The organism is Micromonospora sp. SL1-18, assembly GCF_047921505.1.
Taxonomy (GTDB): Bacteria; Actinomycetota; Actinomycetes; order Mycobacteriales; family Micromonosporaceae; genus Micromonospora.
In genome coordinates, this window is the sequence record NZ_JBLROA010000049.1 from 33117 (window position 1) to 46410 (window position 13294).

General features: G+C 68.4%; 12 protein-coding genes. 3 read left to right on the plus strand and 9 right to left on the minus strand.

The genetic code is table 11. The features are described 5' to 3' along the window. Position 1: 1 nt before the first annotated feature. The 3 genes from ACNAW0_RS21700 to ACNAW0_RS21710 form a co-directional block, all read right to left on the minus strand. Positions 2-460, minus strand: a complete 459-nt coding sequence (locus ACNAW0_RS21700; protein WP_416289777.1) for a hypothetical protein — start codon at positions 458-460, stop codon at positions 2-4. 753 nt (positions 461-1213) lie between these two features. Beyond that, positions 1214-1984: an alpha/beta fold hydrolase gene (locus tag ACNAW0_RS21705; RefSeq protein WP_416289778.1), complete on the minus strand. Its 771-nt coding sequence runs from the start codon at positions 1982-1984 to the stop codon at positions 1214-1216. A gap of 381 nt (positions 1985-2365) precedes the next feature. Further along, the gene (locus tag ACNAW0_RS21710; protein ID WP_416289779.1) at positions 2366-3490 is read right to left on the minus strand and encodes a cation diffusion facilitator family transporter; all 1125 of its coding nucleotides are present in this window, start codon (positions 3488-3490) and stop codon (positions 2366-2368) included. Between the two features lie 70 nt (positions 3491-3560). Between ACNAW0_RS21710 and ACNAW0_RS21715 the strand changes: the two genes are divergently transcribed. Continuing rightward, entirely contained in the window at positions 3561-3920 is a 360-nt protein-coding gene (locus ACNAW0_RS21715; protein ID WP_416289780.1) for an ArsR/SmtB family transcription factor, read from the plus strand. A gap of 142 nt (positions 3921-4062) precedes the next feature. Here ACNAW0_RS21715 and ACNAW0_RS21720 read toward each other — a convergent pair whose 3' ends face one another. Beyond that, positions 4063-4980 (minus strand): HupE/UreJ family protein, encoded by a 918-nt coding sequence (locus ACNAW0_RS21720; RefSeq protein WP_416289781.1) that lies wholly within the window; start codon positions 4978-4980, stop codon positions 4063-4065. Between ACNAW0_RS21720 and ACNAW0_RS21725 the strand changes: the two genes are divergently transcribed. Continuing rightward, the gene (locus ACNAW0_RS21725) at positions 4880-6220 is read left to right on the plus strand and encodes an MFS transporter (RefSeq protein ID WP_416289782.1); all 1341 of its coding nucleotides are present in this window, start codon (positions 4880-4882) and stop codon (positions 6218-6220) included. The two genes, ACNAW0_RS21720 and ACNAW0_RS21725, sit on opposite strands and share 101 nt — an antisense overlap. Positions 6221-6325: 105 nt before the next feature. On the opposite strand, the gene ACNAW0_RS21730 is transcribed toward ACNAW0_RS21725, so the two are convergent. The 5 genes from ACNAW0_RS21730 to ACNAW0_RS21750 all read right to left on the minus strand — a co-directional run bounded on the left by ACNAW0_RS21730 (position 6326) and on the right by ACNAW0_RS21750 (position 11821). Beyond that, entirely contained in the window at positions 6326-7249 is a 924-nt protein-coding gene (locus ACNAW0_RS21730; protein ID WP_416289783.1) for a cation diffusion facilitator family transporter, read from the minus strand. Positions 7250-7392: 143 nt separating this feature from the next. After that, entirely contained in the window at positions 7393-7659 is a 267-nt protein-coding gene (locus ACNAW0_RS21735) for a GlsB/YeaQ/YmgE family stress response membrane protein (protein WP_416289784.1), read from the minus strand. A 145-nt stretch (positions 7660-7804) separates the two neighbouring features. Then, positions 7805-7945, minus strand: coding sequence for a hypothetical protein (locus ACNAW0_RS21740; RefSeq protein ID WP_416289785.1), 141 nt, complete (start codon positions 7943-7945; stop codon positions 7805-7807). 30 nt (positions 7946-7975) lie between these two features. Next, positions 7976-10672, minus strand: coding sequence for a glycoside hydrolase family 3 protein (locus ACNAW0_RS21745; protein ID WP_416289786.1), 2697 nt, complete (start codon positions 10670-10672; stop codon positions 7976-7978). A 60-nt stretch (positions 10673-10732) separates the two neighbouring features. Then, complete coding sequence (locus ACNAW0_RS21750) at positions 10733-11821, minus strand: LacI family DNA-binding transcriptional regulator (RefSeq protein ID WP_416289788.1); 1089 nt, start codon at positions 11819-11821, stop codon at positions 10733-10735. A gap of 624 nt (positions 11822-12445) precedes the next feature. Between ACNAW0_RS21750 and ACNAW0_RS21755 the strand changes: the two genes are divergently transcribed. Further along, positions 12446-13090, plus strand: a complete 645-nt coding sequence (locus tag ACNAW0_RS21755; protein ID WP_416289789.1) for a DUF6596 domain-containing protein — start codon at positions 12446-12448, stop codon at positions 13088-13090. Positions 13091-13294 lie beyond the last annotated feature (204 nt).

Here is a 13294-nt window from a genome sequence, read left to right on the forward strand (position 1 = left end):
TTCATACCATCCTCATCCTCATTCTCATCTGAAGTGCGGCCCGGGGCGGAGGGAGACGGTCTTCCCGCCGCTCGCGTCGCTCGGATCGACCGCGAACGTCGCCGTCGGGTAGCGGAAGAACGCAGGGCTGGCGTAGCCGTACAGGTATCCCTTCCGCGCGAGCGACGACGACCTTGTCCGGTACCCAGTTGAGGTTGTTCGAGTTCTCCAGCGAGTCCTCGAACACCGCCGGCCTACCGGTGCGCACGTTCTGGTAGGCGATCGCCGCCCTGGTGGCGGGGTCGTTGACCGGCAGCGTCCTGGCCGCGGGCCCACTCGCGGACTCGGCCGCGAACGGGGTCGCTGCCTGGGCGACGGTGGCCTGGCCGAGGGCCGCCAGCGTCGTCAACGCGGCGCCGGCCCGGACGAACGCCCGTCGAGAAAGCCACCATTCTGGATGCGAAACGTCTGTCATCGTCAATTCCGACTTTGGGGACGTGGGGGCGAGGTGGCGACCGCACCTGTCGCGGCTGTCAAATTCTGAAGACCGAGGAACCAGGACCTCGTTCGTGCCCTTACCTCAGAAGTCTGACCTCAGCCATGCTAGATAGACCGACCGAGGGCGTCAACACCTCGCCAACGATCTATACGGCGCTCCTCCACCCGGGAAGATCATTTCCATCTTAAATCTCCGGTATAGGAATATTATGATGAAACGTTCTCCCTATGTGGTGCGGCTCAACGCCTCGGCCTCGATGCTCGACTTCTCCGCGCCCTGTCCAGCCGAGCGGGCGCTCCTGCGTCGCGTTATCGAAGAGCTCGGCGCTGGCCGCACCCCCAACCCCAACATTCCACCCGAATACGCGGCGCTCGCCTTGACGCACGCAGCCACCGGCGCCCGCGCACTCGACGGGAACGTCGCGCGGGAACGCGCTTACCCCAAGTCGGGCTCACCACCGACTTCGGTGCCGTCACCAAAGGACACCCATCGAAACGGCCGCCGTCGTGCCCCGGGCCGGTGCTACCGCCGAAGCGCGCAGGCATGTCGGCGCCGTCGCCCCTGCCGGCGGCCGCGTCGTCGTTACCGACGAACCCGCGTCGGCAAATCCTGGCTGTGCGAACAACTCGCAGACACCTACCGCGACGAAGACTGGATTGTTGCCCGGCACCACTGCTGGCTCGGTGCCACCGACATCAACCGAGAGGAACGCGGCGCGTTGCGGATCCCGCCTGATCAGGCCCCGAGAAACGTGGATGCCACCCCTTCGAACTCGTCGGGGTGCGTCCAGATGAGCGCGTGGCCGGCACCGCTGATGATCACCAACTGGGAACCGGCGACAGCGTCATGGAGCATCCTCGCGTGGTGGATCGGTACCGCTCGATCATGCGACGCGGCGATGATGAGCGTCGGACATGAGATCTCCGCCAGTCGGGGTCTGCTGTCGAACGCCATCGCCTCCTTCCAGGCGGGCACCATCAACTCACGGTCCTGGTCCGCGATGAGCCCGGCGAGCCAGCGGGCACGTTCCCTACCGAGCTGCGGCGCCGCCTGCGCGACGACCAACCTCGCCGACCACCGCATACCGAGCAGCCGGAGCACCACCGGCAGCAGGTGGCCCTCGACCCGTTCGCGACAGGTCGCCATGTTGTACGCGTAGGCGCAGGCGAGCACGAGGCGGTCGCATCGGTCGGGAAAGTCGAGAACCAGCTGTTGGACGATCGCACCGCCCTGCGAATAGCCGAGCACGGAGGTGGAGTTAACGCGCAAATGGTCGAGCAATCGCGCCAGGTCGGCCGCAAGCTGCGGCACCGCGTACGACGGCGGAAGTCCCCGGCTACGCCTGTGGCCACGCAGATCGGGAACGATCACCCGATGGCGGGCGGCGAAGTGCTCGATCACCGGCTCGAACATCTCGCCGGTGACCATCAACCCGTGCACGAGCAGGAGGGGCGGCCCCGATCCCCGCTCCGCGAAATAAAGCGGCTCTGATCGTGCCAAGCTCATGACAGCCTCACGGCCTTCCGCGCACGGTTTCGGTCCACGTCATCGCGCCCGGACCGATGTGGCCCCTGAGTGATGGTGGCGCTGGTCCTCGGTCGATCTCCGCTCAGTCAAGCCGGGTGGAGCCCGGCGCGCGAGGCGAACGCCCACATTTCCGCCGACGAACCCGGGCAGGTGCTCACCGACAGGGCCATCAACCGCACCCGGCACCCGCTACCAGTCCAGGTGAGTTTTTGTGACGTGACGGATTTCCAGGGTGGTCATGGCGTGCCCTTCGAGGGCCGGGTGAGCAGATAGGTTGGCCGGCGGCGGGCGGGCGCGGATCGGCTGGGCTGGGGGTGTGGCCGCACTGCTTTGGTGTCGACGGCGGGGGTCCCGCTGCGATCAAGTCGTGGGCGGAAGGTTGCGGCGCTGGTGGGACAGGTCGGAGTGATGGTGGGCGCCGGGGTGGCTGTCCGGGTCGGCGTGGACTGTGGCGCTGGTCAGCCGGGGCACTGCGTGGGTGAGTTGGTGTTCGGCGTCGGCGGCGATCTCGTGGGCGGCGACGAGGCTCAGGTGGGCGTCGACGACCAGGTCGGCTTCGGCGTGTAGGCGGTGGCCGATCCACCGCAGCCGCACCGCGGTGACGTCGTGGACGCCGTGCACTGCGCGCAGGGTCGCCTCTGCCTGGTCGACGATGGCCGGGTCGACGGCGTCCATGAGCCGCCGGTACACCTCGCGGGCCGCGTCCTTGAGCACGAAGGTGATGGCGACGGCAATGACCACGCCGACCACCGGGTCGGCCCACCGCCAGCCCATCCAGGCGCCGAGGGCCGCGGCGACCACTGCCAAGGAGGTGTACCCGTCGGTGCGGGCGTGCAGCCCGTCCGCGATCAGCGCTGCCGAGCCGATGCGTCGGCCCACGCGGATGCGGTACTGGGCGACGAGTTCGTTGCCGGCGAAACCGACGACCCCCGCGGCGAGCACCCACGGCAGGTGGGTCACCTGGGTCGGGTGGAGCAGACGGTCGACCGCGGTCCATCCGGCGGCGACCGCCGACGCGGCGATCACTACCACGATGACGATGCCGGCGAGGTCCTCGGCGCGGCCGAAGCCGTAGGTGTAGGCGCGGGTGGCAGCCCGCCGGCCGAGGAGGAACGCGATGCCCAGCGGCACGGCGGTCAGGGCGTCGGCGACGTTGTGCAGGGTGTCACCGAGCAGGGCCACCGACCCCGACAGCACGACGATGAACGCCTGTGCCACCGCGGTGATGCCGAGGCCGACCAGCGAGATCCACAACGCCCGCAGGCCCTCGCGGGACGACTCCAGGGCGGGATCGACCTTCGCCCGGGAGTCGTGCGAGTGGGGGACGAGCAGGTGTGTCAGGCGGTGCCACCATGTGCCAGGTCCCCGACCGTGATCGTGGCCGTGGTCATGCCCGGGGCCGTGGTCGTGGCCTTCGCCTGGCTTGTGGCCGTGGAGGTGCGCCGTCGCGTGGTCGTGGCCGTGGTCGTGCTGCTGGTCCGGCACAGGCTCAGACTCCCCCAGATTCGGCCAGCGCAGTCATTCCCGCCGGCTCTCGCCTGCATATTATGTGCTCATGTACGCACGCGACAACGTTGCAGGTGCCAATGACCTGCAACAACTCCTACCGGGCGACGACGAGGTGGAGGCGGCGACGGACATGCTCCGCATGCTCGCCGACGGCACGCGCCTGCGCCTGATGTGGCTGCTCAGCTCCGCCGAGCACGACGTCACCACCTTGGTCCGGGCTGTGGGAGTCGCACGGCCCGCGGTGTCGCAGCATCTGGGCAAGCTTCGACTAGCCGGCCTCGTCACGATGCGTCGCGACGGCCGACGCGCGCTCTACCGGGCGCAGGGTGGGCATGTGCGGCGCCTCGTTTCCGAGGTGATGCAGGCCGCCTCACACCGGGTGACCGGCGCACCCGAGCACGACTGACTTGGCCTCTACCGCCCCATGATCGACTCGGTCGCCTATCCAGCCTCGTCCACAGCTCGTGCGGCAGCGCACGTCCTGGCGCCGTCACCACTGCCGCAGCCATGGGCTACCTGCAGGGGGTGCAGTGCCTGCACACCGGAGGTCATCGCGAGTACCTCGGCGGCGAGCACCCCGCGGCGACCAGCGCTTTATGGGACAGGCGTGGGTTGCGCAGCGGCGGGATGTAATGGCTCAGCACGTCACCGAGCATGAACCTGCCCACAACGGCGATCAGCTGCCTGATCTCGACGCCGATGTTGAAGGCCAGCACCCGCGGAATCATCCCGTCCGACGGCAACCCGATGGCCTGCAGCCGGGTCGACAGACCCAGGCCGTGGGCCAGCCCGAAGGCGAGCACCGCCGCGGCGAACCAGGCCCAGTCCTTCGGCCGGCCGGGAAGGCCGACCACGCCGACGAACACCAGGCTCAAACGCCACGATGACGTCGACGAGCACCGGGTTGACCTGCCAGTAGGCGACCATGGCGGTAAACGTGTGATGCTGTGCCCGAGCGCGAACAACGAGATCAGCTTCGCCGCCCGGCGCGCGAGCAGCAGGATCCCGCCGACGAAGAGCAGATGGTCCCACCTGGCGAGCATGTGCATGGTGCCGAGCCAGACGAAGCCCGGGCGTTGTCGCTGCGCCCGCTGACCCCATGGGCCCAGGCAGCGTCCGGCGCTATCGCCAGCGTCAGGACCAGGGTCACGCTCAGCGTCGCTACCCGTCGGCTTGCCGCCGCCATCGCGCGTCCTCTCCCCCGCACGGCGCCTGCCGGCCCTCACCGGGCATCCGCCGAATCGCGGACTCGACCTCCGCCGACGACGAAGGTACCGCCCCGCACCTGCCGCCCCATCTGAAGCTGACCAATCGGATCCCTCAGTACCGGCAGAGGCCGAACGATTAACCGTAAGCTGGGGGATCATGGCTACTCGCCGCTTACATGGTCTTCGTGCCGTCTTCGGCGTGCCGGCGTTCCGGCGGCTGCTGGGAGTGCGGCTAGGCGGGCAGTTCACCGACGGCATATTTCAGGCCGCGCTGGCCGGCAGCGTGTTGTTCAACCCGGACCGGCACACCACGCCGACGGGGATCGCCCTGGCCGCGGCGGCGCTGGTCCTGCCGTACTCGCTGGTGGGTCCGTTCGCGGGGGTGCTGCTGGATCGGTGGAGCCGCCGGTCGGTGATCGTCTGGACCAATCTGCTGCGCGCGGTACTGGTTCTGCCGATCGCCGCGGCCATCATCGCCGGCGACGAAGGCATGGTTTTCCTCAGCGGGACGCTCACGGTGATCGGGCTGGGACGGCTGCTGCTGTCGGGGGTGTCCGCGGCGACGCCGCACGTGGTGGCCGACGATCGTCTGGTCACGGCGAACGCCGTGGGCGGCACCGCCGGCTCGGTGGCCTACTCGGCCGGGTTGGGTTGCGCCCTGCTTCTGCTACGCGCTGTGTTCCCCGCCGGGAATGCCGGATACGCGGCGGTCGCGCTGCTCGCACCCGCTGGCTACGGGGTGTGCGCGGTGCTGGGCCGGGTCTTCTTCTCCCGGCCGCAGCTGGGTCCGGACGAGGTGGTGCCGCACCGCCCCGGGCTGACGGGTGAGGCGGGGGCGGTGCTGCGGGGGATGGTCGACGGGGTTCGGCACCTGCGGTCGGCGCGCGGCGCCGCGTACGCCCTGGCGGCGCAGGCGGGGTTCCGGGTGCTCTTCGGCGCCCTCTCCCTGGCGCTGTTGTTGCTATACCGCAACGCCTTCGGCGCTGACGTGGCCGAGGTGTCCGCGAAGCTGGGCCTCGTGTTCGCGGCAGGGGCGGCCGGGGTCCTGCTCGCCGCGGTGGTGACGCCAGCGGTGTCACGGCGAATCGGCGGCTGGCGGTGGGTGACCGGTCTGCTCGGGGCGCTGGCGGTGGCGGTGCCGGTGCTCGGATTGCCGTTCGCCTCGCCGCTACTGGTGATCCTGGTTCTGCTGGTCAACATCGCCGGTCACGGCATCAAGATCGTGGTAGACACGATGGTGCAGCACGAGTGCGCCGACGCGTTCCGGGGGCGGGTGTTCGCGGTGAACGACACCCTGTTCAACCTTGCCTACGCCACCGGTATGGTGGGGGTGTCACGGTTCCTGCCGAATGACGGGCGGTCGGCGGGGTTGCTGGCCGGGGCGGCGCTCGGCTTCGCGGCCCTTGCCACCGGCTACGGGATTACCGCCGGCCGGTGGGCCCGCCGGGTGGGAGACGACATCGCCGCACCCGCTGGTCTGGTGCCGTCGGGGCGCTGACGGCAACCCGTTCCGTCGTTCCCGGCCGCGGACAGACACCGGCCACGACGCATGCCCGGCGCGTCCGGTGTCTGAAAGTTCCTCTTCGTGTCCACTGGATACCGGTCAGGCGATCACCGTGGCAGGTTCGATGTCGGGTTCGAGGTAGACGACGCGGGCGGCCGGCAGCGCCCGGCGGAGTCGAGCCTCGGCGCCGTCGATGGTGGCCGCGATAGTTGCACCATCGTCAGTCGCGTCGACGGCGATCTTGGCGGCGACGAGAAGGTCCTCGGGTCCGAGGTGCATGGTGCGCAGGTGGATCACCCGGTCCACGCCCGGCGTGGACAGCAGTGCGGTGTGGATGGCGACGACCTCCTCGGGCAAGGCCGACTCGCCGATGAGCAGGCTCTTGATCTCGATGGCCAGGATGACAGCGATGCTGACCAGCAGCAGGCCGATGCAGCCGGTGGCGATGCCGTCGAAGATGCCGTTGCCGGTGATGATGCTGAGCCCGACGCCGAGCAGCGCGAGGACCAGGCCGAGCAGCGCCCCCGCGTCTTCGAGGAGGATCACCAGCAGTTCGGGGGCGCGGGCGCGGCGGACGAAGGCGATCCAGCTGTGGCCATTGCGGATGTGGTTGGCCTCGGCGACCGCGGTGCGCAGCGCGTAGCCCTCCAGAGACATCGCGATCAGCAGGACGATCACCGCGATCAGCGGAGAGGACAGCTCCTGCGGATGGGTGATCTTGTGCCAGCTCTCGTACAGGGCATAGAGGCCGCCGAGGGTGAACAGGATGATCGCCACGAGGAAGGCGTAGATGTAGCGCTCGCGGGCGTAGCCGAACGGGTGCAGAGCCGACGGGCCGCGGCGGGCCCGTTTGCCGCCGACGAGTAGCAGCGCCTGGTTGGTCGAGTCGGCCACCGAGTGTACGCCCTCGGCGAGCATGGACGCCGATCCGGTAATCGCGGCGGCGACGAACTTGCTGATCGCGATACCCAGGTTCGCCGCCAGCGCTGTCACCACGGCCTTGGTGGTGCCCTCCGCCGCCATCGGGTAGTCCTTTCCATGAGCAGGTTGGATGGGTGACCAGTCTGCCAGCGACCCGCCCGGGCCAGTCAGCGGATGGCCGCATATCCCGGAGCGCATGACGCCGGCCCGCCCGGTGCTGGGCGGGCCGGCGGCCAGGGTTGGGGTCAGCGGCGGCGGCCGTAGGCTCCGGACGCGAGTGACACACCGATGGCGGCGAAGCCGACCTGGAGGGCTAGCTCGATCCAGTCGATACCGCGGGTGTCGGCGACCCCGAAGGCTCCGGCGACGAGGGTGCCGAGGAACGCGGCGACCACGCCGATGAGCAGGGTCAGCCAGATCGGGATGTTCTGCTTGCCTGGTACGACCAGCCGGCCCAGCGCGCCGATGATCAGACCGATGATGATCGCGGTGAAGATGCCGGTGACTTCCACGAGAGCGTCCCTTCCCAAGAGGTCATCTGCTTCCAGCGTTGCCCAGTCCTGCAAGGAGGCCAAACCCCTGTCGTCCTATGGGAATGGGCGGATGCCCGGAGTGGCCACGGGACCTGGCCGCCCCGGGCATCGCCGGAAGCTGCTGTTACTTGCCGCCGGTCAGGGCGACGAAGGCGCTGGCGGTGCGGAAGTACGGGTTACGGCCGAGGCCGCCGATCGTGACGATGCCGAGCGCCTCCTTGAGCAGCTTGGTACCACCGTCGCTGACCCCGGCGAGGACGGGCACCGGGGCGTCGACCAGTTCGGTGAGGGTTCTTTACTGCACACCGGCTGCGCGATCCACTCTCACCGGGGCCTGCAACGGCAGGTTGCCCGAGGAGTTGCCGACCCGCACCGTGTAGGTGCCATCCACGGTGGTCCAGGCCGCCGCCTTGGTGTTCCAGATCGAGAACGCTCGCTGGTTCAGGTGGAAGGTGAGGTGCTTGGTCTGTCCCGGCCGCAGGGTGACCTTTTGGAAGCCCTTGAGTTGGATCGGCGGCTCACCTGCCTGCGGCGGGAAGGAGAGGTAGACCTGCGCCACCTCGGACCCGGTTCGCGAGCCGGTGTTCGTCACGTTGACCGCGACGTTCACCTGGCCGTTGGGCGTCAACCGCGGCGAGACGGCGAGATCCTTGAACGCGAACGTCGTGTAGGACAGGCCATAGCCGAACGGGAACAGCGGCTCAACGTCATGTGCGGTGTTCCAGCGGTAGCCGACCTCGAGCCCCTCTGAGTAGACGGCCGTTCCGTTGACCCCGGGGAACTGTTCCGGCGTGTTGGCCGGATAGTCACCCTCCTCCTTCGGGAAAGTCACCGACAGCTTGCCGGATGGGTTGGCTGTGCCGAACAGCAGGTTGGCCACGACGTTGCCATCTTCCTCACCCGGGTACCACGCCTCCAGCACGGCGGGCACGTCGTCGATCCACGGCATGAGCACGGCGCCGCCGCTCTTCACCACGACGACCGTGTTCGGGTTGGCGGCCGCGACAGCCTGTACGAGCAGGTCCTGGTTGTTGGGCAGTGAGAGGCTGGGCCGGTCGCTGCCTTCGGCGCTGCGCTCTCCGACCATGACGATGGCGATGTCGGAGTGTCTGGCAGCGTCGGCAGCCTTCTCGAGTGCGGAGCTCGATCCGGGCGGGAGCCACCCGAATCTGATCGACGCGGGCCCGGTCTTGTCGTAGTACTCGACGCGGACGGTGTGAGGACCGGCAGCGAGCGGCACCGGGGCGGCAACCGTCTTGGACTCGTGGTTCCCCCAGTTGTCCACCACCGGCGAGTCGTCGATGAACAGCCGGCTGCCGTCGTCGCTTGTCGTCGCGACCGTGTACGTGCCGGTTGTTGGCGCGGTCAGCGTGCCGGTCCACCTAACCGAAAATCTGTCAGAGGGGATGCCGGGCGCCGGCGAGCCTTCGCCGTAGTCGAAGTCGACCTGGTCGTCGACCCTGGTCAACGCCGGTTTGCCGGACAGGTCGCGGTTGGTGAAGTACTCACCGAGCAGCCCGTGCACGTCAGGTTGGCCGGGGGGGTTGAGTGCCGAGGACGGCACGGGGGGCAGCGGTTCGGTCTCCACGCCGGGCTCGTAGTTCACCGTCGTGTCAGGTTTGAGGTGGGCCTTGATTCCGTCGACAGGGTCCACGGTGTACAGCGGGGTCACGTGCGAGCTGCCGCCGCCGCCGGTGTGGGCTGCGCCGGCGAATTGGCCGACGACCGCGATCGAGTTGATGGACTGCGCGGACAGCGGTAGCTGGTGGTGGTCGTTCTTCAACAACACGGCGCTCTGTTCGCCGATTGCGCGGGCGATCGCGCCGTTGCGCTCGGCGGGGATGGGAGTGACCGTCCGCGGGTGGTCGAACAGCCCCATCTTGAACATCTGGGTGAACCGGCGGATCAGCATCTGGTCCAGGCTGGCCTCGCTGACCTGGCCGCCTTCCACTGCGGACTTCAGCGGGGCGGCGTAGTAGTCGCCGTCTGGCATCTCCAGGTCGAGGCCGGCTCGCACGGATGGCAGGGTGCTGTGGGTGGCGCCGAAGTCGGACTGGACGAAGCCCTTGAACCCCCAGTCATCACGGAGGATCTCGGTGAGCAGGTGCCTGTCCTCACAGGCGAATGGGCCGTTGACCCGGTTGTACGAGCACATGACCGCGCCAGCGTCGCCCTCCGTCACCGCGGCCTCAAAGGCCGGTAGGTAGATCTCGCGCAGGGTGCGCTGGTCGATCAGCTCGTTGATGCCGTTGCGGCCGGTTTCATGGTTGTTCGCGGCATAGTGCTTGACTTCGGCGATGATGCCTTGTTCCTGGATGCCCTGGGTTTCCGGGACGACCATCCGGCTGGCCAGGTAGGGGTCCTCCCCGAGGTACTCGAAGTTGCGGCCGTTGTGCGGGACGCGGGCGATATTGACGCCGGGTGCCTCAAGAAGGCTCTCTCCGCGATGGGTGACTTCCTCGCCCATGAGCTTTCCATACGTCCTCGCCAGGTGGGGATCCCACGACGAGGCCAGGCCGATGGCCGCTGGCAGGGCGGTGGCCGGCGGATCAACCGGGCGGTCACCCGGACCCGCTCCCAGCGGTCCGTTGGTGATCAGAAACGCCGGTATGCCGAGCCGCTCAACCGGGGCGACGTATCGCAAATGCTCGCTGCTCCGCGAGCCGTGGACTTCCAGAATCTTCTCGTCAAGTGTCATCGCCTGAACGAGAAGCTCGGCCCGCTCCGGCGGTGGCAGTTTCGGATCCATCCAGGGGTGACGGTCGGCCGCCTGACCGGCATTCGGGCTTAGCACAAATGTGGCAAGCAGGATTCCGAACGTGGCCAGCAGGGCGATCGGCCTTCGTGTGGCAGGTGAGTCTCTCATATCAGTCCTCGCTGTGCAGTCAGGGAAATCGCGGTCCGGTTCTAGGCACCGGACGGTAGGTATACGCTTCCCCCCTATCCATGACAAGCGGTTGCCACAAGTTTTGCCAGGCTCTGTGTGGTCCACCGAACCGTCGCTCGCAGCGACACGAGCACGTCCAGGCCAGCCCGAGCCTGACGGTCAGGACTAACGTCGCCCGGCGGCCCTCGTAGGGTGACTCGACGGCTCCGGTGGCGGTGATCCGGTGGACTCCCGTACCACGAGCGTGGTTGGCAGGACCACCCGACGCCGGGCGTGGCGGCGAGCCGGGGCCAGCGACTCCAGGAGCAGGCTGACAGCGGCGCGGCCGGCATCCTGGATCCGAGCCGACAGCGTGGTGAGCGCCGGATGGCAGATTTCGGCGCCGAAAACGTCGTCACAACCCACCACGCTGATGTCACCGGGCACGTGCAGCCCGCGGGCGAACAGGCGCTGGCTCGTGCCGATGGCCAAGAGGTCGTTGTAGGCGATGACGGCGGTCGCGCCGCTGACCACGACCGCCTCTGCCGCAGCGGTGCCGCCGGCGACGGTAGGCGCGAACGGGCCGAGCTGGGTCATGGCCAGGCCCAACCGCTGGCCCGCGGCCTGCAGGGCGCGCCATCGAGCGCGGTCGGCCCAGGACGCCCTGGGACCGGCGAGGTAGGCGACCGAGCGGTGGCCGAGGGAGGCCAGATGTTCGGCCGCCTGGGTCATGCCGTGCGGGGTGTCGATGGCCACGCTGGGCACGTCGCCGACCTCGCGGTTGACCAGGACGAGCGGATAGCGGGTCGCGAAGCCGGCGATCTGCTCGTTGGGAAGTCGTGACGTACCGACGATCACCCCGTCGACCATCCGGCTCAGCCGGTCGATATGGATGGCCTCCATCTCCGGCGACTCATCGGTGTCGGCGAGCACCAGGGTGTAGCCGGCGGCGCCGGCCTGGCGCTCGGCTCCCCGGATCATCTCGCTGAAGAACGGGTTGGTGACGTCCGGGACGAGCAGGGCGAGCATCAGTGTGCGTCCGGACGGCAGCGCCTTGGCGATCGGGTTGGGTCGGTAGCCCATCCGCTGGGCGGTCTGCCGGATACGCTCGGCGGTCTCGGGGTTGACCCGGCCCGGATGGGAGAAGGCGCGGGACACCGTGGACGGCGCGACTCCGCACTCGCGCGCCACGTCCATGATCGTCGGCCTGGTGGACGCCCGTCGGCGACCGGACTTGCCGGCCACCTGAGCAGGCGGTCCGTTGGAATCCGCCACGTTGGCCACACCTTCCTTGGAATCGACAGCGACCCCGGAAGTCTGCCGTCAAGGCAGTTGGGTTGGCAAACGTTGTGGCAAACGCTTGCCAACCCAGATGAAGGCGACGTAACTTCCGGGCGATGCAGGTTGCGGCGAGCGGCGCTGGTGGGTGGAGCGCAACAGCGCACCCCGATGGGGCCTTGGTGATCAAAGCTTCGAACTGCAGGTGACCTAGCCCGAGGGTCGGCGACTCGGCCGGCACCGTGGGCCGGCGGACGTAGTCGGCAGGCGAGTGCTCCAGGATGACGTCGATGACGCAGACCATAGAACCCGACCACCACCGACAGGCGCCGCGAGACTGTCGAGGGCTGGTAACGACGCACGTCTTCCAGCCAGCGCACGTACCGCTCGATGTCCACCCGCCCCGCAGCCAGCGGGTCGAGGTCTTGGTCGGTGCACCAGCGTAGGAAGACTCTGTCTGGTCTCGAACACATGCCGTGCAGATCGTCGAGGGTGGTGAGGACGGCGATCCTCTTGGCGGTCGTGTAGTTCTGGCTGAGCTACCGGACGCTGTGTCTGTCGAGGCGGCGCGCGAGTTGACCACGACAGGTCGCTTCACCGGTGACATCTGTCGTTGTCACGGTGGGCCGACGATCGTGCTCCGCGATACAGCGGGCGGCGTGCTCGCCAGCGCCCATCCGGCTGGCCCGGATCCTGCGCCGGCTGCTGCCCACCGAGCATGAGGTGGCCGGGCTGCTCGCCTTGATGCTGCTCATCCATGCCCGACGCGACGCGCGCACCGGGCCGGACGGCGAACTGGTCCTGCTCGACGATCAGGACCGCGGTCGCTGGGACCGCGTCATGATCGAGGAAGGGATCGGGCTGGTCCGGGTCGCGTTGACCGGCGGGCCGCCCGGCCGGTACGGAGTGCAGGCAGCGATCGCCGCGCTGCACAACGAGGCGGCCGACATGGCTATTACCGACTGGCCACAGATCGTGGCGCTCTACGACGTATTGCTGGCACTGGCCGAATCCCCGATCGTCGCGGTGAACCGGGCAGTGGCGGTCGCGATGCGCGACGGCCCGCAGGCGGGCCTGGTGCTGCTAGACGAGATGGCCGGCGAGTCGCTGCTGCGCGGCTACCACCCCTACACGGTCGCCCGGGCCGACCTGTTGCACCGGGCTGGCCGCCACGCCGAGGCGGCCGTTGCCTACGGCAAGGCGCTCGACCTACGCCGGCACAGCACCCGAACGGGATCTCCTACGGCGCAGACTGAACACGATTGAGCAGCCGGGCACATCTGGAGGATGACAGCGGCGTGATAGTGAGCAGATGTCCTGCCGAACAAGTTGACATGACCCGGTCGGCGCACTCAATTCGGCACGACCGGACGCCCTCGACCCATGACAGTCGACCACACAGCGTGACGCACGGATTGCGGCAGAAGCGCGCACCTAGTGTCCTGCGCCTTAAATTCGCGGGATAAGTGT